Below are 23,712 nucleotides of genomic sequence, written 5' to 3' on the forward strand. Positions count from 1 at the left end.
TCTCAAGTGAGGTAAGCCATGAAAACTGCCAGTGCTATTGATAAGTTGCGCGACCTCGCGGAACAGGATCTGGAACAGGCCGTGATTCATTTAGGCGACATGCGCCGTGGCGTACAGCAGGCGGATGAACAGCTCAATATGTTGCTGAATTACCAGGATGAGTACCGCAACAAACTCAACGCAGATATGTCGGGTGGGATTGCCAGCACGCGCTGGACTAACTACCACCAATTCATTCAGACGCTGGAAAAAGCCATCGAGCAGCACCGTCAGCAGCTTAACCAGTGGAATCAGCGTCTGGAGCAGGCATTGAGCAACTGGCGTGAAAAGCACAAGCGACTAAACGCCTATCAAACGTTAATTACCCGCGCGGCGGAAAACGCATTACGACAAGAAAACCGTCTCGACCAGAAACGGATGGATGAATTTGCCCAACGGGCTGCTATGAGGAGAGGCGAATGATTACGCTGCCAACTTTGGTTACGCAAACCTCTAATTTGGGAGAAGCAGACAGTTCAGTCTCATCGGACAAACTGCTAAGCGCAGACACTTTGCCGCAAGAGTTTATCACTGAGCTGGGCAATCGCTTATTGACGCTGGCAAAGCAACAAAGTGTTAACACGCAATCGACTGATTCAACAGCAGAAGTCGATGAAAAAGACGTCACAAAAGCGTCATTAAGCGCGTTATTGCAGGCACTGGACAAACCAGAGGCGTTAAACGCACTTTTACAACCTGAAAACACTAAAGCCACGCTCAAATCAGCCGATGATAAAGACAAGGCTGAGGCAAGTTCGTTAACTGCCAGCGACTTACAGAATGTGCAGGCACTTTTTGCCATGTTGCCAGCGGCAGTTGAAAACCGCAGCAGTGCGAGTGTCATCAGCACCGAAACGGATAAGACCGCAGCAGAGTCAAAGTCTACGCTAAAGAGTGCATTGTTAAGCAGCACGTTACAAAGCGCAGTGAAGGATGAGCAAGCCTCTACTGACAGCGTGCCGCAGAAAAAATCCAGCGATGTACTGAGTGGATTAACACGTGAGGCCAGCAGTGCGCAAAGCAGTAGCAGCACCGCCACTGCCAGCAATGCGGCCAGTAACAACAGCGCAGCACTGACGCTGGACGAAAGTTTCAAGCAGGTGTTGAGCACGCTGAGTAAACCGGAAGAACGTCGTGATAGTCAAAGCGGCACCGATTCGGTCACAGCATTAACCAGCGCCCCGGTCAGCAGTACCAGCACACTGACCACCAGCACGGCGACGACCAGTACCACTCCGTCGACGCCGATGCTAAACGCCCAACTCGGCAGCAATGAGTGGCAGCAGGCTTTGAGCCAGCAAATTGTGATGTTTAGTCGCAACGGTCAGCAAAATGCCGAATTGCGCTTACATCCTGAAGATCTGGGCGCCATCCAGATCAGCCTGAGCCTGGATAAGGATCAGGCACAGTTAAGTATGGTTTCCAGCCACAGCCAAGTGAGGGCCGCGCTGGAAGCGGCTCTCCCTCAGCTGCGTAGTGCGCTGGCGGAGAGCGGAATAAACCTGGGACAGAGTAATGTCAGCAGCGACGCCTTCGCACAGAGCCAGAATTATTCGGGTCAGCAGGAAGGTCGTCGTGATGGCCAGCACGGCAGCTTTACCCTCTCCCAGGACAGTGATAACGAGATAACGCCTATTGCCGTACCGGCAGCCCTTCAGGCGCGCGCGTCCGGCAACGGCGCTGTCGATATCTTTGCCTGACAGCGGCTAAACGCTGAAGGTAAGCGTAAAACCCGCGTCTTTTCTTCCCATTGTTTGACTTAAGACGCGGGATAATCTGTCCAGGCGAGCCGAGAGGCTTGCCCATAATTCACAGGAAGTAACTGCAAACATGTCTGATAACGCGAAAGCTAAAGGCCGCAAACGTTCAATACTAATACCGGTGTTACTGATTGTAACGCTGGCCGCTTGCAGCGTGGCAGGCTATGCAGTCTGGCGAATGATGAATAAACACGGGGATGACAAACCGGAAGCGGCGAAAGTCGAACCACCCGCCGCCCCCGTATTTTTTGCAATGGATACGTTTACGGTTAACCTGGTCAATCCTGACAACGATCCCGACCGTGTGTTGTACGTAGGCTTTACTCTGCGTCTGCCGGACGAGGATACCCGTCGTCGGTTGAATGATTACCTGCCTGAAGTGCGCAGCCGTTTGCTGTTGTTGCTCTCGCGCCAAAATGCGGCGCAGTTGGCAACGGAACAAGGCAAACAGGCCCTGGTTGAGCAGATCAAACAGGTGCTGGCTCCGCCGCTGGTAAAAAATCAACCGCCACAGGTCGTCAGTGACGTGCTGTTTACCGCCTTCATTTTGAGGTGATTTAATGGGCGATAGCATTCTCTCCCAGGCTGAGATTGACGCGCTGCTTAATGGCGACAGTGACAGTGCGGAAGTAGAGAACAGTTCCAAAGGGACCGATGGCGATATCCGTCCCTATGATCCCAATACCCAGCGTCGCGTGGTGCGCGAACGCCTTCAGGCGCTGGAGATCATTAACGAGCGTTTTGCCCGTCATTTTCGTATGGCGTTGTTTAACTTGCTGCGCCGTAGCCCGGATATCAGCGTCGGTGCGATTAAGATTCAGCCGTACCATGAGTTCGCCCGCAACCTGCCGGTGCCAACCAACCTGAACCTGATCCACCTGAAACCCTTGCGCGGCACCGCGCTGGTGGTGTTTTCGCCAAGTCTGGTGTTTATCGCCGTGGACAACTTGTTCGGTGGTGATGGCCGTTTCCCGACCAAAGTGGAAGGCCGTGAGTTTACCCACACGGAACAACGCGTTATCCGCCGCATGTTGAAGCTGGCACTGGAAGGCTACAGCGATGCATGGAAAGCGATTTATCCGCTGGACGTGGAGTATGTTCGTTCTGAAATGCAGGTAAAGTTCACCAACATCACCACTTCCCCGAACGATATCGTGGTTAACACGCCGTTCCAGGTGGAGATTGGTAACCTGGTGGGTGAATTTAACATCTGTATTCCGTTTTCGATGATTGAGCCGCTGCGTGAGCTGCTGGTCAATCCACCACTGGAAAACTCCCGTCAGGAAGATAACCACTGGCGCGACAATCTGGTGAAACAGGTGCAGCACTCGGAGCTGGAGCTGATTGCCCACTTCGCAGAAACATCGCTGCGTCTGTCACGCATTTTGCAACTGAAACCTGGTGACGTCCTGCCCATTGAGAAGCCGGACCGCATCATTGCTCACGTCGATGGCGTACCGGTACTCACAAGCCAATATGGCACCTTGAATGGCCAGTATGCGTTGCGTGTAGAACACCTGATTAACCCGATTTTGAATTCGCTGAATGAGGAACAGCCCGATGAGTGACAGCAAAAAACCGTCCGATGATATTTCTGCGGACGACCTGTGGGCTGAGGCAATGAACGAGCAGGCGACCACCAGCACGCCTGATCCGACAGAGAACGTGTTCAAGTCTTTCGATAGCAATGGCGCCAGTGGCTCACTGCAGGATATCGATTTGATCATGGATATCCCGGTCAAATTGACGGTTGAACTGGGTCGCACCAAGATGACGATCAAAGAACTGCTGCGCCTGACGCAGGGTTCGGTTGTCGCGTTGGATGGCCTGGCCGGTGAGCCGCTGGATATTCTGATCAATGGCTATTTGATTGCCCAAGGTGAAGTTGTGGTAGTGAACGACAAGTATGGCGTGCGCATCACCGATATCATCACCCCGTCAGAACGTATGCGTCGTCTGAGTCGTTAAGCATGCTGAAGAACGCGCAAATCGGTCAGCCCGTTCATAGCCAGCCTGTCGTCTCGACGGGCTCGGTAATAGGACAAGTGAGCAGCGTGCTGGCCGTGATTGTTTTACTGATCCTGGCCTGTGGCTGGCTGGCTAAACGTCTCGGATTTGCACCAAAAACCGTCAGTAGCCAGGCGTTAAAAGTGAGCGCCAGCGTGCAGGTCGGTCGGCAGGAGCGAGTGGTGATTGTCGATACCGCGGATGCGCGTTTGGTGCTGGGTGTGACCGCCCAACAAATCACTCACTTGCACTCCTTGCCACCTGTTTCGCCGGAAGAGCTGGCGAGCCATCAGGTGGCGCAACAGGATTTTCGTCAGCTGTTTCAGAATCTGGTTAAACGTCCCGGAAAAAACCCATGATGCGTCGATTGCTTCCCCTTCTGCCACTGTTATTGCTGGCACCGGTTGCCCATGCGCAGCTGCCAGGTTTGGTGAGCCATCCTCTGGCGAATGGCGGCCAGAGTTGGTCGTTGCCGGTGCAGACGCTGGTGTTTATCACCTCGCTGACCTTCATTCCGGCGATCCTGCTGATGATGACCAGTTTCACGCGCATCATTATTGTTTTCGGTTTACTGCGTAATGCCTTGGGCACACCCTCTGCCCCACCGAATCAGGTTCTGTTGGGCCTCGCGCTTTTTTTAACCTTCTTTATTATGGCGCCGACGTTCGACAAGATTTACTCCGACGCCTATCTGCCGTTCAGTCAGGATAAAATCAGCATGGACGTGGCGATTGATAAAGGTGCGCAGCCGCTGCGTGAATTTATGCTACGTCAGACCCGTGAAGCCGACTTAGCGCTGTTTGCTCGTCTCGCCAACACCGCGCCGATTGCCGGGCCAGAAGCGGTACCGATGCGCATTCTATTGCCAGCGTATGTCACCAGCGAATTGAAAACGGCCTTCCAGATTGGTTTCACTGTCTTCATTCCCTTCCTGATCATCGACTTGGTGGTCGCCAGTGTGCTGATGGCCCTGGGGATGATGATGGTCCCGCCCGCCACCATTTCCCTGCCCTTTAAGCTCATGCTGTTTGTGTTGGTTGATGGCTGGCAATTACTGGTGGGCTCACTGGCGCAGAGTTTCTACTCGTAGCATCGGCGGCAATCATCAACCCGGCGGCCTCAGGGTCGCGGCGTATAACTTCAGGAGTGCAGCATGACACCCGAATCGGTAATGGTAATGGGCCAGGAAGCCATGCGCGTTGCGCTGATGATGGCCGCTCCCTTGTTGTTGGTTGCGTTAATCAGTGGTTTGATCATTAGCATCTTGCAGGCTGCGACCCAGATTAACGAACAAACCCTCTCGTTCATCCCTAAGATTCTGGCGGTTGCCGCTACGGTGGTCGTTGCTGGTCCATGGATGTTGAACCTGATGCTGGATTATATGCGCACATTATTTACCAACCTGCCTTATATCATCGGTTAATGGTTAACCTCGACAGCAGTCAGCTGATCCATTGGGTCGCACAATTTTTCTGGCCGATGGTGCGGTTGCTGGCCCTGTTTGCCAGCGCACCGGTGCTGAGTGAAAAGTCGATTCCTAAACGCGTTAAAATTGGTCTGGCGATTCTCACCACCTGGATTGTCATCCCGGTACTCCCTCCCGTTGAGGTCACACTGTTTACGCCGGCGGGCTTTTGGATCTTATTGCAGCAACTGCTGATTGGCGTAGGCATCGGCTTAACTATGCAGTTAGCCTTTGCCGCTGTCCGTATGGCCGGGGAAGTCGTGGGCTTACAGATGGGTTTATCCTTCGCTACCTTCTTTGATCCCGGCAGCCGTCTTAACATGCCCGTGCTGGCACGTTTTCTTGATATGTTGGCGATGCTGCTATTTTTGACCTTTAACGGACATCTGTGGCTTATTTCGCTGTTGGTGGACAGTTTTCATACCCTGCCGATTAACGATCAGCCACTCAATGCGAATGCATTTATGGCGTTGGTGAAGTCCGCCGGGTTAATTTTCCTTAACGGCATGATGTTAGCACTCCCCTTAATAGTTTTATTGCTCACGCTTAACATGGCCCTGGGTTTGTTAAACCGTGTTTCACCACAGCTGTCAGTTTTCGCCATTGGCTTCCCAATTACCTTAACGGTAGGGATCCTTAGCCTGGGTATGATGATGCCGCTGCTAGCCCCTTTCTGTGAACATCTCTTCGGCGAAGTCTTTGATTTACTCGCGCAGTTTGTGTCAGAACTCTCCCGCGCTGGTTAATTAACTTTTCTACAACAGATGCCATTCAATAGTTAAGTATCCAAAATCAATCTGTGCATTTTTCGAACCATATTTCTCAGAAATCAACTGAGGTTATTCTGATAAATGCGCATTTTAGGTGAAAATTATTCTTATTAAACCCGGCTTCGCGTATTTTAGTCAGACGATTCCTAAGGTGGTAAACCTTGTGAATTGGTTGAAAAAATGCTCAAAGGGCTGTTTTTAAACAAAAAAAATTTAACAGCGATTTTTCTTGTCTAAATCCCTTTTTTCCGGCATTGTCAACACTCGCTGAAGCGTCACACTTTCGCGATTCAAATGTTTTTAAGAATTGTCCTATCAGATTTGTCTGTGACTTGCGCGATAGTGACAGGGCTCTCAAAAACAGAGCGATTTACACACTTATTGCAAACTCCCGGCGATTCCCACTATCGCGGGGACAAGAGTGACGTGGAAGTAGCACAATAAACTTCGCAGAAGGGTTCAGGGAAGAGTCATGATGGCGCACGGATACCATTCGCCAGTCTGCCGAGCAGAATAAAAAAGTGTCTTTGGAAATCTCTCTCGTACCGCAAACGCGTATTCATCGTTGATTTAAACGGATAACAAATTGGTGAGGGTCGCTATAATGCCAACGATTATTATGGATTCATGTAATTACACACGCCTCGGATTATCAGACTATATGTCAGCCAAAGGAGTTAAAAAGAAAAATATTACTCCTGTGTCTGATATCGAACAATTGCAACAAAGATGTGAGCAGTTAAAGCCTGGCGTTGTCTTTATTAACGAAGAGTGTTTTATTCATGAATCCGATTCTAGCGATCGCATTCGTGCCATTATTATGCAACATCCTGATACGCTATTCTTTATCTTTATGGCGATATCAAATATCCATTTTGAGGAATACCTCTACGTTCGTAAGAACCTGATTATTACGTCAAAATCGATAAAAACCTCGACGTTGGATTCATTATTAGGCACTTACCTGCAAAAGAAACTCAGTGTCGCTCCGCGTATTTCCGCTGGGCTCGACATTCACCCACTGACATTAAGTCAGACTGAATCAAATATGCTTAAAATGTGGATGTCAGGTCATGACACCATTCAAATATCCGATAAGATGCAAATTAAAGCCAAAACGGTATCGTCACACAAAGGTAATATTAAACGCAAAATTAAGACACATAATAAACAAGTTATTTATCATGTGGTGCGTCTTACCGACAATGTTACCTCAGGGATTTATGTCAACGTGAGATAGTCCCTCGGGTAAATAGATTGAGTAAATAGCCGTAGCAGACAAAGGGCCATTCAGCAGATTGGCCCTTTGTCGTTTTGCTGCGATTTGCGAGCCAGATCCCATTTCCCCACCTAATCCTTTGTCCGTCGCTGCCGATGCTAATTCTCAGAACACCTACCCCAAATGAGAGCAAGGATATGAAAACAGCATCGATTGATGGGCAATATAAGCTCAGCATCTGGCAGAACCTGCGCCTGATGCCTCTTTTCAGCATGATCTTTGGTGGCATTCTGCTGCTTTTTGCCCTGTGTATTGCCCTCGCCAGTTATTTTCTGATTCAAAGTAATAACTCCCTGAATGATGCAACGGATGAGATTCAAATCCGTATGGGCATTTCTAACAGTTCAAACCACTTACGCACTGCCCGTTTGAATGTGCTTCAGTCGGGTGCTGCTGCCCGTATTGGCGAAATGGATGGCTACCGCGCCGACTTGGCGCGTACTGAAACCCGCATTAAACAAGCGCGCGAGGGCTTTAAAGTCTATATGGACCGCAAAGCAAAAACCCCCGAAGACCTTGCACTGGATGCGCCACTGAGCGCGGCATTCAATGACTATATCGATAAAGGGCTGAAGCCGATGATTGAATCGGCCAAGCAGGGCAGCTTTGAAGGTATCGTGGCGCAGGAAACCGACGTCACGCGCAAGCTGGATGATGCTTATAATGCGGTGTTGTTGAAAGCGATTAAGATTCGAACTGACCGCGCTGAAGCCATCAATGCTGAAGCCGCCCATCAATCCCGCGTGGGCTTTATTGCCATGGCTGTGGCATTTGCCGCTGCACTGGTGCTGGTGCTGCTGACCTTCATTTTCCTGCGCCGTGTGGTGATCAATCCTCTGCAGCAGTCAGTGGAACGTATTGGCCGTATTGCTCAGGGCGACCTCACCGCGCCAGAACAAGCCTATGGCCGCAGCGAGATCGGCAGCCTGCTGCACAATCTCCAATTGATGCAGGCAGCTTTGGTTCGTACGGTGGGCACCGTTCGTGAAGGCGCCGTCGCGATTTATCAAGGTTCTAGCGAAATCTCGGCCGGTAATACGGATCTGTCCTCACGCACGGAAGAACAAGCTTCAGCACTGGAACAGACGGCAGCGAGCATGGAGCAGCTGACGGCGACAGTGAAACAGAATGCGGAAAATGCCCATCACGCCAGCCAGCTGGCGGCCGATGCATCAGGTAAAGCACGGAACGGCGGTGAGTTGGTCAATGGTGTCGTGAAGACCATGAACAATATATCGGGTAGCTCGAAAAAGATTGCTGAAATCACCAATGTGATCAACAGCATTGCCTTCCAGACGAATATTCTGGCGCTGAACGCCGCGGTGGAAGCCGCGCGCGCCGGTGAGCAAGGCCGTGGCTTCGCGGTGGTCGCGAGTGAAGTCCGTAATCTGGCGCAGCGGAGTGCGCAGGCAGCCAAGGAAATTGAATCATTGATCGCTGAGTCAGTCGATCTCATTACCAACGGATCACATCAGGTCGGTGAAGCCGGTTCCACGATGAGCGAGATTGTCGAAGCGGTGCGCCGCGTGACCGATATTATGTCGGAGATTGCTGCAGCCTCAGATGAGCAAAGTCGCGGTATTCAGCAGGTCAGCCTGGCGGTGACTGAGATGGATAATGTGACACAGCAGAACGCCTCGCTGGTCGAAGAAGCCTCCTCAGCAGCAGCATCGCTGGAAGATCAGGCGGGACGTCTGACGCAGGCCGTGGCCGCGTTCCGCTTAAATGATGGACCCGCATCGCGTCAGGGGACAACTTCTGTGCCGGTATTGAAAGCCCCAACGTTGCCACCGCGTGCCGCACTGGCGGCACCCAGCAGCAATGATAATTGGGAAACGTTCTAATCAGATAGATAACGATGAAAAGCGTACGACTGGTCAGTTAAGCGCTTTTCATTCGTTATGAATGGCTACCCTACGATCAATCTGTCCATTGTTCGTAGGGGGCACCTTCATATGCACCCTATATTCAGCGTTGCTCAGGCTTCGACATACGGCTCGACAAATACTCCTTCGGCATGGTCACTCTCATTAAAGAACCAAATCCCTAACGGGTAATCCTCTAACGCCACCAGATACATAGTGCCTTCGTTGAACCCTTCCACTGCCAGCACTGTGCCAACCCGACGTGGGCCGCCATCGGTTTTTACCGTAACCCGATCATTGACCTTCATTGACTGTTCTCCAGAAAATATCCTGCACACAGTGTAACGGAAGAAAAAGACCGATGCCTGATCGCGATCAGCGTCGCGCGATGACCCACACAGCATGAACGATGCCGGGAATGTAGCCACACAGCGTCAGCAGGATATTAAGCCAGAAGGCGCCGCCGAAACCGACTTGCAGGAATACCCCCAAAGGCGGCAGTAAAATTGCGATCACGATTCGAATGAAATCCATACTAACTCCCTGATAAAAATAATAATCGTCAAGAGCTAAGCATAGACGCTGTGGGCATATACGGGCTGTCCTACAGGTAAAGATCTGTCAAAAACACACTTTTCACTTTCTTAACACTAAGCAGAGAGACTTCTGACGCGAGCAACTCGTACACTTCCTCGTACTGCACCAACCCCAAAGGCGCAGTCAACCTAAAAGTAACAAGGATTTTTGCCCGCGCAGCGCGGGCTTTTTTTTGCCTGCCGTCCCCCTCCCCACTCGCCAATTTACGTTGTCTATACTTAAGGCGAATCTTATCGCCTCTGGGAGGCTCACGATGACTACCGCCAAAGAGTACAGCGACAACGTGCAGCGCGAAGTGAATATTGATGTCGATGCGTTGCTGGAAGCGATTCAGAAAAAAACATCAGGTGAGGTAAAAGAGTTCATGGAGTCGGAACATGCCCACCGAGTAAGAGTCAACGGCGAAGCCTATGACTCTTATATCGAACTGGCCGAAGCATTCGAACTCGACATTCGCGACTTTGCGATTACCGAAGTGAATCGATGAAATCGATTTCAAAAAAATACCCGGCGGGGCCGCCGGGTAAAATAAATCAGTGAATTCGTTACACCAGGAAATTCTTAACACATGAATGAGGTTACGCTTTAGTCAACACAAGACAAGTCCCATTTTTGCGTATAAAACGCACAAAATTGCATTAGCAACCCCACGGATTACCGAAAACGCCCTGTTATAACGGTACTTCTACCGCGCACAAAACACGCACAGACCGTTCTGTCGCCGTTTCGATTTAAGAATTATCCTAGATTTACCCGCAGCAAGGCGGCGAAAAAGTGTGATCGCCATAACGCTATTATACTGATTACTCTCTGCTTTACGGATACGCGTCGCGTAAGGAGTGTGATGATGCTGAGACTTGATTCATCTCTGATGATAGTGACCGACCTTGATGGCTCATTGCTGGACCACCACGACTACAATTGGGAGGCGGCCAGTGAGTGGCTAGCACGCTTAAAGCAGCACGCCATTCCTGTTGTAATCTGCTCCAGTAAAACCGCCGCGGAAATTATTCCTCTACAAAAACGCCTCGGCCTCTCTGGCACCCCCTTTATTGCTGAGAATGGTGCCCATGTGGCTTTACATGGCGAGCCCATCCTGCAAAACGAACCTGATGAGAACTACCTCGCGTTGTGCAATACCCTTCGTACCTTGCAGGCCACCTACCGCTTTAGCGGCTTTCACGATTTCAGTGATGCTGAGGTGGCTCGTTTCACGGGCTTAACATTGGCTGAGGCGAGTCAGAGCCGTCTGCGCCAGGCCTCTGAAGTGGTGTTATGGCGTGATGAGAGCAACAAACTTGATGACTTCCGTATCGCCCTGGCTGAACACGGCCTTACGCTGACACAAGGAGGCCGATTCTGGCATGTGATGCCCGTAGGCTGCGGCAAAGGTATTGCGCTGACGCAGCTGTTGCAGTCTCTTGCCCAGCATAAAGCCAATCCTCTCACCACTATCGGACTTGGCGATGGACCAAATGATGCGCCCATGCTGGAGCAGGTCGATTACGCTGTCGTTATCAAAGGGTTCAGTAAAACCCCAGTGATCTTACAGCGCAACGATCAACAAAATATCTATCACACCGCCCATGTCGGCCCGCGAGGCTGGCGGGAAGGACTCGACTACTTTTTGGCGCAACCCGATTAACCGCCTGACCAGAGGATGAGACGATGAGTGATTTTTACCAAAACGGTGTCATTACTAATTTTCATAATCTCACCCACCGCAGCGTTGAATCGCTGGAAAAAGAGATGGTGCGCTTTGCTCGCAAACGCAAAATGGGACTGATTCTGCCCTCACTGTTTTCTGAACTCGAGGGGCCAGCGTTGGATAACATTGTCAATGAATTGGCTAAAGTCCCCTATCTGGATGAAATTGTCATCGGCCTTGATCGCGCCGACCGCGAGCAATTTCTCTTTGCCCGCGAATTCTTCTCACGATTACCGCAGCGTCACCGCATCTTATGGAACGACGGCCCGCGACTGAAAGCGCTGGATGCTGAGCTGGATAAAGAGGGCCTGTCACCCAGCCAGCCTGGCAAGGGGCGTAATGTGTGGTTCTGTACCGGTTATACCTTGGCCTCTGATCGGAGCCAGTGTGTCGCACTACACGACTGCGATATCGTCACTTATGAACGCGGTATGCTCGCACGCCTGCTCTATCCGCTGGCTAACCCGGCATTCCAGTACGAGTTCTGCAAAGGCTTTTATGCGCGCGTAGCAGATGGCAAATTGAATGGTCGCGTTGGTCGGCTATTGGTCGGCCCCCTGCTCCGCTCACTGCAGAAGGTTTATGGTCACTCAGAATACCTCGATTACCTGACCAGCTTCCGTTATCCCCTTTCTGGTGAGTTTGCGATGCGCACCCATGTGCTGAACGGCATAAAAATCCCCGGTGATTGGGGGCTGGAGATTGGCGTGTTATCGGAGATCTATCGCAACTACACCACACGCCAGACCTGCCAGGTGGAGATTGCCGACAACTACGACCATAAACATCAGCCTTTGGCCGAAGAAGATGGAACGGGCGGGTTGAAGCGTATGAGCAATGATATTGTCCAGTCCCTGCTGCGCAAACTGGCCACGATGGGTGTGCCACTTACCAGCGACTCGTTTCGCGTCTTAAAAGCGACTTACTATCGTAATGCGCTGGATATGATGGAGATCTACAACCATGAAGCCACGATGAATGGCCTTAAGTTTGATCAACATATTGAGGAAGCCGCTGTCGAGATGTTTACCCAAGCGATACTCGACGCAGGGCAATCCTTTATTGAGCGCCCTAATGAAAAGCCCTTTATTCCCAGCTGGAGTCGCGTGCAATCGGCTTTCCCTGACATCCTGCAACGGATTTATCAGGCAGTGGAAGAGGATAACGACGGCAAAGTTTAATCTTCTGCCACCACGCGGTTGCGACCGCCGGTTTTCGCCAGATACAGGCGACGATCGGCGGTGGCTTGCAGGCTCTCGGCATGATAATCGCCCTGCTCTTCACTCCCGGTCACGCCGGCCGATAAGGTGACATTGAAAGTCGCATTACAATTCACCAGAATGGTTTTCGCCGCCAGCCGAATACGGATGCGTTCAGCTACCGCCTGGGCATCCGCTAAGGTGGTTTCGGGTAACACAATACAAAACTCTTCACCGCCGATACGACCCGCGACATCATACTTGCGCAATGTCCGACTGATCACCCCAGCTACCCGCATCAATGCCTGATCGCCCGCCGCATGCCCCCAGGTATCGTTCACGTTCTTAAAGTGGTCGACATCCAATTGGATAACCGCAATCGGCTTCTTCTGCTGCTGGCTACGCGCCGCCAACGCCACAAACTGCTCAAAGAACGCATTGCGATTAAGTAGCCGCGTCATACCGTCATAATTGGCACGCCAGGTGAGTTTGGCGGAAAGATCGACCATACGTCGCACCAGGCGAATAATGACCTGATGCGCCACCACCAAAAGCAGAACAAATAGTAACCACATGCTGAACAAGAACAATGAAACACGGCCCAGCTCCTGCGACATCCCCTGCCGCAGGCTCTGAATATTGACGATATACGCATCCACATTCTTTAATTTACCCCAGCTGGAAAACTGGGTGCCAAGCCGCATCACCCCGTCGGGTAGCTGCCGGATACGCTTCTCCAGGCGCGCCTGCTGTTCAGGCGTCAGCGGTGTATCATTGGCTGCATGCAAACGGGTGATTTCATTCAGCGAGCGGTCTACCATCAGCAGCTTGCCTTGAAGCAAGCTATGGCGTGCTTCGGTCATCAACCCATGTATCCGCGTCTGGGTGAAATCCATCGACAGTACACCGTACCAGTATCCATTACTGACGATCGGCGTGCTCACCGTCATCATCAACCCTTCCTTGAATTCGCCCTGATAGGCTTCACTCCAGCGCAATCGGCCGCGCTGTGGATTATTCGGTGCCTGGTCGCGAAAATAGGGGCGCTCCGTCATGGTGGTATAACTTTCAATCAGCTCCTGCGGGCTTTGCGGTGGCCTTGAGCTGATAAAAAAACCGGCGCGCGAGATATACCAAAAGCGCGAGTGGAAATCCTGCCCTGGATCGCTGAACTGCATGATAAAACTGAATTCCATTGCGGCGCGTAATTCCGCATTAATGTGATCGCTACTGCGCTGCAGTAGAGGATCGCGCGTCAACCAACTGTCACTTACCCCATTCAGCGGCATACTACGTAGGCTGGCCAATTTTAATTGCCAAGTCGTTTGCTGGCGCAATTGTTGAAAGCGGGTAATGGCTTCGCGCGTTTGACTCGAATCCAGCGGATGCATCAACGCATAGTTGAGCATTCTCTCGTAATACGTCAATTCATCGATACTTTCCTGAAACCGGCTGTCGAGATTCTTTTGGATTTCAGCCAGCTGCGCGCGCTGACGCTCTTCCCAGTTATTTTTTAGTTCAATCGCTTCATGTACGGTGAGAAAAGCAGAAAACAGAAAGACCGCCAGAAAGCAGAGATGCACCGGCAAAAAAGGATTGCCTGCACGTGGCGGCAAAAGCGAAGTGGGCATGGGTGACCGTCGTCCGGTAAAAAGCGAATGCGAAAAGTGTAGTCAGAGGGAGAAAAACCGTACAGGCAGGGATCAAAGGAAAATCAAATAGGTAAAACGCAACGGGACGGTGATAACCGCCCCGCAAGCGCTTAGCTGGCCAGTTGGCGCGCTGCTGACAAATGACTCAATTCGTCACTGCGGAACGCCTCACGGCGCACGCTAAAGCCATCATACCAACGACACTCCACCATTCCGCTGGCATAGCCGGTCACCACCATAGTGGGTCCGCCCTCTTTATGCTGAACTTCGTCACTGATCGCAAAGGTCATACCGCGCCCTCCCTTTTCCGTTGATTGAACGAGAATAGGTATAGCAGGTGGGCAGGGTTTTTGCCTATAGGATATTGCTATTACTGTGACGAAATCGGAATAAGCAGTTAAAAATGTTGTTTATAAAAAAAGCCGATAAAAATTATTATCGGCTTTGAAGCAGTTTCCCGGGTGGGAAAATCAGATTTTGCAACCTTCGCAATCAGCCTCATCGCTGATGTCTGCTGGGACTTCATTGGCTTTTTCAGCCGCTTTGGCTTCAGCCTGCTCCAGCTGTGCATCGATATCAAATTCAAACATATCGTCGTTCATCATCGTTCTCCTGACCCGTGATTAGAAAATTCCTGCGCTTTATACCGATTTTTCACGCAGCTTAGCAATCAGATTTACCCCCAACAGCACGATCGACCCAATGATGAAACCGAGCACCAGATTGGCGGCGTTGCTCAACAGCGCCGAGACGACACCGTGGAAACCGCTACTGTATTCCGTGATAACGTGATGCAGGGGCGTAATGCCATGGACAATAATCCCGCCGCCTACCAGGAACATTGCTATCGTTCCCACAACGGTCAAAATCTTCATGAGCACAGGAGCCAATGCCAATAATGCGCTGCCCATGCCCTGCGCCAGAGTGGAGGACTTCTCACGCAGCCAGTAGCCCAGGTCATCGATTTTGACAATCATCGCGACAATGCCGTACACACCGATAGTCACCAGAATCGCGATGCCAGCCAGAATCAAAACCTGGTTAAGCAACGGTGCTTCGGAGACAATCCCCAGCGTGATGGCCACAATTTCCGCCGACAAGATGAAGTCAGTGCGCACCGCCCCTTTTACTTTATCTTTCTCAAACTGACGCGGGTCCATCTGGGACAGTTTGTCGAGACGTTGTTGGCGCGCCTCTGGGCTGTTGTCAGCTTTATCGTGATTGAGGCTGTGTAAAACCTTTTCCACGCCTTCGTAACAAAGGTAAGCCCCGCCCACCATCAGTAAGGGAGTGATCAGCCAGGGAGCAAAAGCAGAGATCAGTAATGCCAAAGGCACCAAAATCAGCTTGTTTAAAAACGACCCCTTGGCCACGCTCCATACAACGGGTAATTCACGGTTGGCTTTGACGCCGGTCACCTGCTGCGCATTGAGCGATAAATCGTCACCCAATACGCCAGCAGTCTTCTTTGCCGCGACTTTGCCCATGACGGAGATATCATCAAGCAAGGTGGCAATGTCATCCAGAAGTGTCAGTAAGCTGGTTCCTGCCAAAATATTTATCCTTATTCCTGTTCGTGATCCTGACAACAGGGGCAACGCTCAACGGCTGTCACTGACATATCCGCGATGCCCGCACAGTCCCATTCGACGCGAAGTGTCTGCCCGGCAAGATCGCCCGCATGCACATATTTGCTCACCGGACTTTCCGTCATCCCACTGATCTCCTCGGTGGCCACTAACTGCTCGCCAAGATAGATGCGTGCCGTTGCGTGGGTGTTCACCATCCGCTCATCACGGAGTTGATACAGGCGTTTGACCGTCAGTTTGATGCTGCTCATGGCTCTTTTCCGCGTCCCAGAGAAAGGGCTGATCTAAACCGTTATGGCGTTTAAAAGCAACAATCGCGCACTATTCAATACGATAGTGATGCAGCCCATGATGATCGATTTCGCCGCTGTGCGATGCCGCCAACAGCCACTCTTCCAACCTTTCCACTAATGCCATATCTTCCAGTTTCAATTTACCGCGCAACGCGCACTCCCACACGATCAAGACCTTCCAGCCGTTCTCCTGTAATTGCTGGATATAGCGCCGGTCACGCTCGACATTACTGTTGATTTTTCCGGCCCAGAATTCGGTGCGCGTGGCGGGCATGTTAAATAAATAGCAATGATGTCGATGCCAGAAGCAACCGTGGACGAAGATTATCGCTTTCTCCTGTGGCAACACAAAGTCAGGGCGGCCAGGCAGCGCCTTATCTTGCACGCGATAACTGAAGCCACGATCTTTTAAAATCAACGCAATACGCTGCTCAATCGCCGTATCCTGTTGGCGAATCGCACGCATATTTTTGCTGCGGATATCTTGTGAGTGGACATCTGCCATGGCGTCTCCTTGGTTTGGGGCTCCTTCAACTTTAGCGGTTTGGGGCAAAAGCGAAAGTTGGCCAGCACAACACGCGGGCTTGTCATGGCGCAACCTGATGATGTGACAACATAAGCTCAATAAATATGTTCGAGCACAATTCGATTAAACTTCTTACAGACACAGGCTTTAACCCTTCCCACCTCTGGATTTAACGGGTCCAGCAAAAAATAAAACAGTGCTGCGATTGTTCTGTAAATCACCATTCTGCCGTTTCGCTTTATGAATCGAAATCAGGATGTTCCAGACACAGCCTAAAAAGCGTCAGTCATTTCCCTTAATTCCGCGCTGGCCCGTCCCAACACATTAACAATCATGCACTTATACTTTTTCCCGTTGTTGTTTTTCTTTTCAATTTAAAGGAACTCACCATGGTAAATAATCCAGACAATGGCACGCTCGCGACACAAAACAGTATTGATAGCGCTGTCAGCAATAGCCTCACGGTGTTTGACGCCAGCGGTAACCCGCTGAGTTTCAGTAAAGTCGTGCTCGAGTTGGCAGATAATCGGGGAGGTGAAGCGCTGATTCAGGTACGTGACATTGCGGCGCTGCGTGCCACTGAACCAACGCGAGCAGGAGAGTTGGCATCCGTATTGGAATACACTGCTGGCACAGCCATGGGCGGTGGCCTGTTTGTTTACGATAAAAGCGACAACACGACGAAAGAGGACTTCGGCATCACCTTTGTCACAGCTAAAGGTGCTCGCTGGAAGCGTGTGCTTTTCGATTATAACAGCGTGACGGTACTCGATTTTGGTGCCGTCGCCGACGGTAAAACGGATTGTGTTGAAGCGGTCAAACGAATGTTTGACTGGTCGCAAGCTAACTATCCCGCTACGGGAATTCGCTTCACCGCCGGCAAATTCCTCCTCTCTCAATTTGATATTGCGTCGAAAGAGGTGAACCGATTCAAACTCTCTGGTGCACCGGTCAATTTTGGCTATTTTCCCACCACGACGCTGGTTTCTGACCGTAAAGACAATCAAGTGATGTTCAACGTCAATGCACGATACGTCGAGATCTCTGGCTTTGTTATTGATGGTGAAAGCAGCGCAACGGGGAGCTCAACCAACAGTAAGGGCTTCTTCAAAAATATTATTCAGGCGGGGCAATTTCTGCGCGTCAGCAGTATTGAATTCCGCAACCTTGGTGGACGTGGCCTGGATATCCTCGACACCCTGGATTGCAAAATCGATCAGTGGTACGCCCGCGACTGCCAGAACTCGTTGATTCACGCCTATTGGTCAGACAATCCCAACGGGAAATGGGACCATTCGACCGCTATCGAACTGTCCAACTTCAATATTCAACGCAACAAAGCGCAACCCGCTATTTATGCTCCGCGCTGTACGCAAGCGATGATTCGTAATGGCTGGATTGAACACTCATCCGATCCTGGCGATATCTCAAACGGGCAGTGGATATTGGAGGCCCTAAGCATTGAAGGCTGTGAAACACCGCTGAAAATGGCGTACTGCCGGACCATCACCTTACAGAAGAATATCCAGGGAGGTAACGGCTTCGACTTTACCCCTCGCCCTGGCGATATTGAGTGGCTGTCGGAGTATGAACGTGGTTCAGTTGAGATTGATAACACGGGTATCATCATCAACGGCGCGCTAAATTACGATTACATCACAGCACAACATCAGATGAATAATTTGCAAGATGCTCACAGCTGGTGGTGTGTTGCTGAAGTGCAGCTCAAGCTGGGACAGCAAGTGCATATGCGCGTCATAGGTACCGCTGCCTATAACAGTATGAGCAGCACGCAGTTGGATGCCACCGACAGAACATCAGAAGGGGTGGCGCATATCTATCTGCAAAGTCTGAAATCGCAGATCGCATGCACATGGTCTGGTGAAGGGTCTTGCCCGGTATCGCAGGTGCAGGTTGAGCAAATAAGAAGTGGCGAATGCCGTATTTTCGTGAAACTCAGCTCCTATACGGCATCCGCTAAGGTGCTGTTGGAAACCAATGGCGAGAGTCGCATGGAGGCGGGCACCCACTTCTTATATCGCAAAATATTCACGAAATGCGATACCGCTAAATCCAGCGAATTGGATGAAGCCGTCAAAACACCCAGCGTGTTTGAGCAGCATTGGACCGGTAACGCCCGCGTAGGATATGGCTACAACCACAATGGTGAGCTGCTGTTACATGCCAGCAAAGGGACGTTAACTGAGTTTAGGGATGAAACCGAATTGCTAAAAGTCCGCATTAATGGCGCAGAATATGCACTGGAAGTGCGCAAGAAAAAGTGATGTATCACTGGCGGGCACGTCCCGCCAATTTCCTCACAGGTTGAGGAGTGATAGCATAGCGGCTTCACTGTTAAGGAAAAACGCATGCTTGCTATCGAACCCGCCGCGACGGCTTCGCCCTCCCCGTTTACTGCTGCTTCGGATGACGCGACATCGCTGTTATTGCAGGTCCTCGATATTTACGCCACGCGTGATGTACTGCAGACCTTAACCGATGCTGGAGGCCTCGACTGGAGCGTCTCTCGGTTGAACCGTATTCGTCAGGAAAAAAGCCGTGTTCCGGCACTCTCCAGCCGCGAAGTCAGCAGCCTGCAGGCGCTGTTGCCGTCACGTCCGCTGCATTACGACACGCCTGAGTTTCAGTTTATCGACCTGTTCGCTGGGATTGGTGGAATTCGCCGCGGCTTTGAAAAGATTGGCGGTCAGTGCGTCTTCACCAGTGAATGGAATAAAGAAGCTGTAAGGACTTATAAAGCCAATCATTACAGCGATCCTGCCCAGCATCAGTTTAACAGCGATATTCGCCTGGTTACGCAGCCGGCTGGTCTGACGGACGAACAGGCGATTTATCAGCACATTGACCAAACCATTCCCGATCACCAAGTTCTGCTGGCGGGTTTTCCGTGTCAGCCGTTTTCTCTGGCAGGTGTCAGTAAAAAGAATGCGCTAGGCCGTGCGCACGGTTTCGAGTGCGAAGCGCAGGGCACGCTGTTTTTCGACGTGGCACGTATTCTCGCGGCCAAAAAGCCGCCATTTTTTGTGCTGGAAAACGTCAAGAATCTTAAGAGCCATGACCAGGGACGTACATTTGCCATCATCATGGCAACGCTGGATGAGCTGGGTTACGACGTGGCTGATGCTGCGGATAGCGGTGCGCCGGATGCAAAGATTGTCGATGCGCGCCATTTCTTGCCGCAACATCGCGAACGCATCGTGCTGGTTGGCATTCGCCGTGACAGTGGCTTGAGTGACGGCTTCTCACTGCGTTCGCTCGCGCAGTTTTATCCGCCGCAAGTGCCTTCGCTGCAGAGCCTGCTGGAAACCGCCCCAGAGGAAAAGTACATCTTGTCCCCGACGCTTTGGCAGTACTTGTATCAGTACGCGAAAAAGCACAAAGCCAAAGGCAATGGTTTTGGCTTCGGGCTTAACGATCCGCATAATCCCAACGTTTGCGTACGTACCCTCTCTGCGCGTTATTACAAAGATGGCTCAGAGATTCTGATCGATCGTGGTTGGGATCATGCGCAAGGTGAAGTCGATTTCCAACTAGCCAGCAATATGGCACGTCGTCCCCGTCGCTTAACGCCGCGTGAGTGTGCTCGGTTAATGGGGTTTGAGGCGCCTGGTGAAAGCCATTTCCGCATCCCTGTCTCTGATACCCAAGCTTATAAACAGTTCGGTAATTCCGTGGTCGTGCCGGTTTTTGCTGCTGTCGCCCAGCTTCTTTTGCCGTTGATTCAGCAACACCAGCATCGCAACACCTAGCACCCCAGGTCCATAATTTCCTTTAGGGACGCGCTTTGTGCTGTTTTGCACTGAATCGCGTCCGCTGTCACCCAACTGTCACCTACCCTCCCAATAATCCTTTTTATTTTTGGGGGCGTTAGATGTCACTCCTTTCCGTTATCTCCTTACCGCTGCGTTTTCGTAACCGATTTTCATTGCGCATGCCGCTGTGGCTCACCAGCTTACGCAGTCAGTTTCTGCTGTTTATTGTGGTGTTTTGTCTGCTCCAATTTGCAGGCGTACTCCTGCTCAATAATCACGTTAACCAAACACAAACCTCTTTACAGCAAGCCAATCAACTGCGGGAAAGATTGGCACTGCTGGATAAAGCACGAATCGAATTACTGACGGCCAGTGATAATAGCCATCGTGCCGGTATCTACCTGATGCAGGACCAGCAGAGTGGATCGGTGGACAGCTGGAAGAGCCTTGCGGCCGCCTCGGATGAGTCGTTGAAAAAAGCGCAGTCGTTATTTACGGCTTATCACGCTAAAGCCGACAGCCCGTTGGCGCAAGGGTTTGCCATGCTGGCGGAGGGATTGCAGGAGCAGCTCAAAGGATTAGCGGCCAACGATATCAACGCTTTCTTCATGGTGCCGATGCAGGCATTTCAGCAGCAGTTTAATGATGCCTGGTTCAGTGAAATCGAACAGGCCAACCATCAACTGACCAGCGTCAACCAGAACACGCTCAGCACGTTGAAGCAGAGCCGTAATATGTCGCTGATTGTGAGTGGCATATTGATGGCGATGCTGGTCCTCGCATCCAGCCTGGTCATGCGCGGTGTACTTCTCCCGTTGCGCCGTGCGAATCAGCAGTTAGAGCATATTGCGACGGGGGATTTAGTGCCCAGCCACACCACCCCACGACGCCAATCTCTGGAGACACGCCAGCTGTTTCAATCGATTGAGTCCATGCGCGATGGCCTGCAACAAATTGTGAGTGATATCAATACGGTTGCGGTAAGCGTTGCGGCCGGTGCTGAAGATATGCAGCAGCATAATGAACAGGTGATGCAGCAACATCAGACACAGAATGCCAGCTTCCACCATCTGTCGCAGCGTTTGCATCGTGTTTCAGAAGAAGTTGAGATTGGCGCACAGTTCTCGCAGCAAGCTACCCAGGAAGCCCAGTCTGCCGATAAACTGATGCGCAACTGCGCCATTGAAGTCGATAATATGGAGCATAAGATGCAGCAGATTGTCACGGCCTCGGGGGATATCGCTGGGATTGTTGGCATGCTGGATAGCCTGTCCATGCAGACTCGGTTACTGTCGCTTAACGCCGCGATAGAATCCGCACATGCGGGTGCTTATGGTCGTAGTTTCTCCGTCGTCGCGAAAGAAATGGGCTTGCTGTCTCAGCAGAGCGGCGAATCTACACGCCAGATCGATGGCTTGATTCAGCACACGCAGCAGCACGTCAACGATGGTTTTGATAAAGTGAAATCACTGGAAGTGCTGTTTGCGCAGATTAGCGGGGCGGTGTCTGGCGTGGTAACCCAGCTGGATGAGTTGCAGCAAAACTCCACGGCGCAAAGCCACCGCGTCAGCAAAATTGCCCAGGAAGTGGTCGAGATGAGTCAGCAGCTACAGCAAAACGAAAAACTTAACGCGCATCAGGTGCAGGCCGCTGCGCAATTACGTGAACTTTCAGATCGACTAGCACAACGCGCGCAGCAATTCCGCGTCAATGCCGCATAAATAAAAAAACCCGTCAATTTTGACGGGTTTTTTCGCTTATTTCTTTTTCTTGCCTTTCTTCAGCAGCGCACGAACCTGCTTCAGTTCAGAAGCGGAAAGCTGCTCAGCCACCGCCTCTTCGGTATGCAGATTATCAACGTCCTGTTGCTCAACAGCATGTAAACTGGCCTGCAAGCGGTTAACGATCTCCTGACTCATGGAGATTTGGTTATCTGCGGCTAACTGTTTGATGTGTTCTTTCAGCGCCGGGTCAATTTTAATGGTTAAGTTAACGGTCTCGGTCATCTTCATACTCCCTTTTGATTTACAACAACGTAGCGGAAGAATATGAAAGTTAACAGACTGTCATAAAAATTTAATATTAGGAGTGTATAGGGCTGAAGTCCCTTAACACCGACTCATCAATAGCGGTGAGATTCCCCTGCAACTCTGCGCACAGCTTGGCCATGTATTGCACCAGAAAGTCCGCGTTGTGCTCTGCTAACAAGCGTCCTGCCTCGGTTTGCATGGTTTCCGGTAAGCGCAGAAGCTTCTTCTGGAAGTGATCCAACGTCCATTTTACGTCATCCAATTCACGCTCTTTTCCTAATGGATCTTCGCTATCGAACAGCGGACGTCCCAATGCTCCGGCAGTGTAGAAAACACGCGCCAGGCCGATGGCCCCCAAAGATTCCAGACGATCGGCATCTTGTACAATTTTCGCTTCCAGCGTTTGGGGAGCAATTCTCGCGCTAAAGCTATGCGCCTGAACCGCATGGGCAACGCTGTCTAACAGCGCTTCTGGGAAGTCTGGAAAATCCTGTTGCAGAATTCGTCGCGTCTCTTCTGCGGCGTAGGTAGAAGCCAGATGACGCTCCGGGTGGTTCTTCGGCAGGTTAACCACGTCATGGAAATAACAGGCGGTCAGGACCACCATGGGGTCAGCGACGCTGTGCTGCATAATGCGAGTCGCGCTCATCCAGACGCGACGCAGGTGCGCGATATCATGGGCTTTATCGTCATGCAGCCAGTTCTGCTGCAGCCAGTTCTCGTAACGTTGTTGCCAGCGGGTGAGTGACATCGTGCTTCTCCTTTATTGCTGTTATAAAAGCACCGCTCATTCAGGGTGCTGCTCCTGGAGGACATCATAGCGGTATGGTCGTGACACTTTTTTTACATCCCTCCTGGATGTGCAAAGCGCAAAAATGCGATCCCGATCTTGTTATAGCGCTGTTAATGCGGGTTTCCCAGCTTAGATCACGTTTTAGGTATTTCCTTAGTCTCGTTTAAGTTAATTAACTCTGTTAAACAGAGGTAATCTATTTTAACCATCAACAATTTTCATGATATTGATTTATTCCAGTTAAACCGGCTGATTAACACCGATCATCGGTGATATACACTGCGGGAAAAGTCCGAAAAGATTCCCATGACGGCCGTTATAACGTACTGTATAGGGGATATTTCTGGCTCGACGCTGGCTGCATTGC

27 protein-coding genes are annotated in these 23,712 nt (G+C 51.2%); 17 read left to right on the forward strand and 10 right to left on the reverse strand.

The features are described from left to right. Positions 1 to 18: 18 nt before the first annotated feature. The 11 genes from fliJ (at position 19) to F3J38_RS12225 (ending at position 9,164) form a co-directional block, all read left to right on the forward strand. Positions 19 to 462, forward strand: coding sequence for a flagellar export protein FliJ (gene fliJ, locus F3J38_RS12175; protein WP_167138681.1), 444 nt, complete (start codon positions 19 to 21; stop codon positions 460 to 462). Then, entirely contained in the window at positions 459 to 1,739 is a 1,281-nt protein-coding gene (locus tag F3J38_RS12180; RefSeq protein ID WP_167138684.1) for a flagellar hook-length control protein FliK, read from the forward strand. Before fliJ ends, F3J38_RS12180 begins: the two co-directional genes overlap by 4 nt. A 130-nt stretch (positions 1,740 to 1,869) precedes the next feature. Continuing rightward, the gene (gene fliL / locus F3J38_RS12185) at positions 1,870 to 2,355 is read left to right on the forward strand and encodes a flagellar basal body-associated protein FliL (protein ID WP_167138686.1); all 486 of its coding nucleotides are present in this window, start codon (positions 1,870 to 1,872) and stop codon (positions 2,353 to 2,355) included. Between the two features lie 4 nt (positions 2,356 to 2,359). After that, entirely contained in the window at positions 2,360 to 3,367 is a 1,008-nt protein-coding gene (fliM, locus tag F3J38_RS12190; protein ID WP_167138688.1) for a flagellar motor switch protein FliM, read from the forward strand. Next, a complete protein-coding gene (gene fliN / locus F3J38_RS12195; protein ID WP_167138690.1) occupies positions 3,360 to 3,767 on the forward strand; it encodes a flagellar motor switch protein FliN in 408 nt (135 codons plus the stop codon). The genes fliM and fliN overlap by 8 nt, the downstream gene beginning before the upstream one ends. A gap of 2 nt (positions 3,768 to 3,769) precedes the next feature. Beyond that, positions 3,770 to 4,165, forward strand: a complete 396-nt coding sequence (fliO, locus tag F3J38_RS12200; protein ID WP_167138692.1) for a flagellar biosynthetic protein FliO — start codon at positions 3,770 to 3,772, stop codon at positions 4,163 to 4,165. Beyond that, a complete protein-coding gene (gene fliP / locus F3J38_RS12205; RefSeq protein WP_167138884.1) occupies positions 4,165 to 4,896 on the forward strand; it encodes a flagellar type III secretion system pore protein FliP in 732 nt (243 codons plus the stop codon). The genes fliO and fliP overlap by 1 nt, the downstream gene beginning before the upstream one ends. A gap of 63 nt (positions 4,897 to 4,959) precedes the next feature. Beyond that, complete coding sequence (gene fliQ / locus F3J38_RS12210) at positions 4,960 to 5,229, forward strand: flagellar biosynthesis protein FliQ (protein WP_084935556.1); 270 nt, start codon at positions 4,960 to 4,962, stop codon at positions 5,227 to 5,229. Further along, a complete protein-coding gene (gene fliR / locus F3J38_RS12215) occupies positions 5,229 to 6,017 on the forward strand; it encodes a flagellar biosynthetic protein FliR (protein WP_084935557.1) in 789 nt (262 codons plus the stop codon). The genes fliQ and fliR overlap by 1 nt, the downstream gene beginning before the upstream one ends. Positions 6,018 to 6,645: 628 nt before the next feature. Then, the gene (rcsA, locus tag F3J38_RS12220; RefSeq protein WP_039327754.1) at positions 6,646 to 7,281 is read left to right on the forward strand and encodes a transcriptional regulator RcsA; all 636 of its coding nucleotides are present in this window, start codon (positions 6,646 to 6,648) and stop codon (positions 7,279 to 7,281) included. Between the two features lie 176 nt (positions 7,282 to 7,457). Beyond that, a complete protein-coding gene (locus F3J38_RS12225) occupies positions 7,458 to 9,164 on the forward strand; it encodes a methyl-accepting chemotaxis protein (RefSeq protein ID WP_167138694.1) in 1,707 nt (568 codons plus the stop codon). Between the two features lie 134 nt (positions 9,165 to 9,298). On the opposite strand, the gene dsrB is transcribed toward F3J38_RS12225, so the two are convergent. Continuing rightward, a complete protein-coding gene (dsrB, locus tag F3J38_RS12230; RefSeq protein WP_205298218.1) occupies positions 9,299 to 9,493 on the reverse strand; it encodes a protein DsrB in 195 nt (64 codons plus the stop codon). A gap of 67 nt (positions 9,494 to 9,560) precedes the next feature. Further along, positions 9,561 to 9,719, reverse strand: a complete 159-nt coding sequence (locus F3J38_RS12235) for a YqaE/Pmp3 family membrane protein (RefSeq protein ID WP_034824466.1) — start codon at positions 9,717 to 9,719, stop codon at positions 9,561 to 9,563. Between the two features lie 316 nt (positions 9,720 to 10,035). Here F3J38_RS12235 and yodD point away from each other — a divergent pair, with 316 nt between their 5' ends. The 3 genes from yodD to F3J38_RS12250 all read left to right on the forward strand — a co-directional run bounded on the left by yodD (position 10,036) and on the right by F3J38_RS12250 (position 12,671). Next, positions 10,036 to 10,269, forward strand: a complete 234-nt coding sequence (yodD, locus tag F3J38_RS12240) for a YodD family peroxide/acid resistance protein (protein WP_084935559.1) — start codon at positions 10,036 to 10,038, stop codon at positions 10,267 to 10,269. Positions 10,270 to 10,629: 360 nt separating this feature from the next. Next, positions 10,630 to 11,427, forward strand: coding sequence for a mannosyl-3-phosphoglycerate phosphatase-related protein (locus F3J38_RS12245; protein ID WP_167138886.1), 798 nt, complete (start codon positions 10,630 to 10,632; stop codon positions 11,425 to 11,427). A gap of 23 nt (positions 11,428 to 11,450) precedes the next feature. After that, positions 11,451 to 12,671 (forward strand): glycosyltransferase family protein, encoded by a 1,221-nt coding sequence (locus tag F3J38_RS12250; protein ID WP_167138698.1) that lies wholly within the window; start codon positions 11,451 to 11,453, stop codon positions 12,669 to 12,671. Here the strand turns inward: F3J38_RS12250 and dgcQ are convergent. From dgcQ to F3J38_RS12275, 6 genes are all read right to left on the reverse strand, one after another. Continuing rightward, entirely contained in the window at positions 12,668 to 14,320 is a 1,653-nt protein-coding gene (gene dgcQ / locus F3J38_RS12255) for a cellulose biosynthesis regulator diguanylate cyclase DgcQ (protein ID WP_167138700.1), read from the reverse strand. The two genes, F3J38_RS12250 and dgcQ, sit on opposite strands and share 4 nt — an antisense overlap. Positions 14,321 to 14,451: 131 nt before the next feature. Beyond that, on the reverse strand, positions 14,452 to 14,631 hold the full coding sequence (locus F3J38_RS12260) for a YodC family protein (protein WP_084935562.1): 180 nt from the start codon (positions 14,629 to 14,631) through the stop codon (positions 14,452 to 14,454). A gap of 180 nt (positions 14,632 to 14,811) precedes the next feature. Continuing rightward, positions 14,812 to 14,946 carry a hypothetical protein gene (locus F3J38_RS28275; RefSeq protein ID WP_255253243.1) on the reverse strand — a complete coding sequence of 45 codons (135 nt, stop codon included), beginning with the start codon at positions 14,944 to 14,946 and terminating at the stop codon, positions 14,812 to 14,814. A 36-nt stretch (positions 14,947 to 14,982) separates the two neighbouring features. Then, positions 14,983 to 15,894, reverse strand: a complete 912-nt coding sequence (locus tag F3J38_RS12265; protein WP_167138702.1) for a DUF808 domain-containing protein — start codon at positions 15,892 to 15,894, stop codon at positions 14,983 to 14,985. A gap of 11 nt (positions 15,895 to 15,905) precedes the next feature. Next, positions 15,906 to 16,181 carry a hypothetical protein gene (locus tag F3J38_RS12270; protein WP_167138704.1) on the reverse strand — a complete coding sequence of 92 codons (276 nt, stop codon included), beginning with the start codon at positions 16,179 to 16,181 and terminating at the stop codon, positions 15,906 to 15,908. Positions 16,182 to 16,251: 70 nt separating this feature from the next. Then, complete coding sequence (locus F3J38_RS12275) at positions 16,252 to 16,728, reverse strand: very short patch repair endonuclease (protein WP_167138706.1); 477 nt, start codon at positions 16,726 to 16,728, stop codon at positions 16,252 to 16,254. Positions 16,729 to 17,138: 410 nt separating this feature from the next. Between F3J38_RS12275 and F3J38_RS12280 the strand changes: the two genes are divergently transcribed. The 3 genes from F3J38_RS12280 to F3J38_RS12290 all read left to right on the forward strand — a co-directional run bounded on the left by F3J38_RS12280 (position 17,139) and on the right by F3J38_RS12290 (position 22,243). Beyond that, complete coding sequence (locus tag F3J38_RS12280) at positions 17,139 to 19,034, forward strand: putative phage tail protein (protein ID WP_167138708.1); 1,896 nt, start codon at positions 17,139 to 17,141, stop codon at positions 19,032 to 19,034. 93 nt (positions 19,035 to 19,127) lie between these two features. After that, entirely contained in the window at positions 19,128 to 20,519 is a 1,392-nt protein-coding gene (dcm, locus tag F3J38_RS12285) for a DNA (cytosine-5-)-methyltransferase (protein ID WP_370661723.1), read from the forward strand. 122 nt (positions 20,520 to 20,641) lie between these two features. Continuing rightward, positions 20,642 to 22,243, forward strand: a complete 1,602-nt coding sequence (locus F3J38_RS12290; RefSeq protein ID WP_167138712.1) for a methyl-accepting chemotaxis protein — start codon at positions 20,642 to 20,644, stop codon at positions 22,241 to 22,243. Positions 22,244 to 22,279: 36 nt separating this feature from the next. Here F3J38_RS12290 and F3J38_RS12295 read toward each other — a convergent pair whose 3' ends face one another. Together F3J38_RS12295 and F3J38_RS12300 are read right to left on the reverse strand one after the other, a co-directional pair. Then, a complete protein-coding gene (locus F3J38_RS12295) occupies positions 22,280 to 22,528 on the reverse strand; it encodes a hypothetical protein (RefSeq protein WP_167138714.1) in 249 nt (82 codons plus the stop codon). A gap of 76 nt (positions 22,529 to 22,604) precedes the next feature. Next, a complete protein-coding gene (locus F3J38_RS12300; protein ID WP_167138716.1) occupies positions 22,605 to 23,303 on the reverse strand; it encodes a phosphohydrolase in 699 nt (232 codons plus the stop codon). Positions 23,304 to 23,712: the final 409 nt, after the last annotated feature.

This window comes from Candidatus Pantoea formicae, from assembly GCF_011752625.1.
GTDB lineage: Bacteria > Pseudomonadota > Gammaproteobacteria > Enterobacterales > Enterobacteriaceae > Pantoea > Pantoea formicae.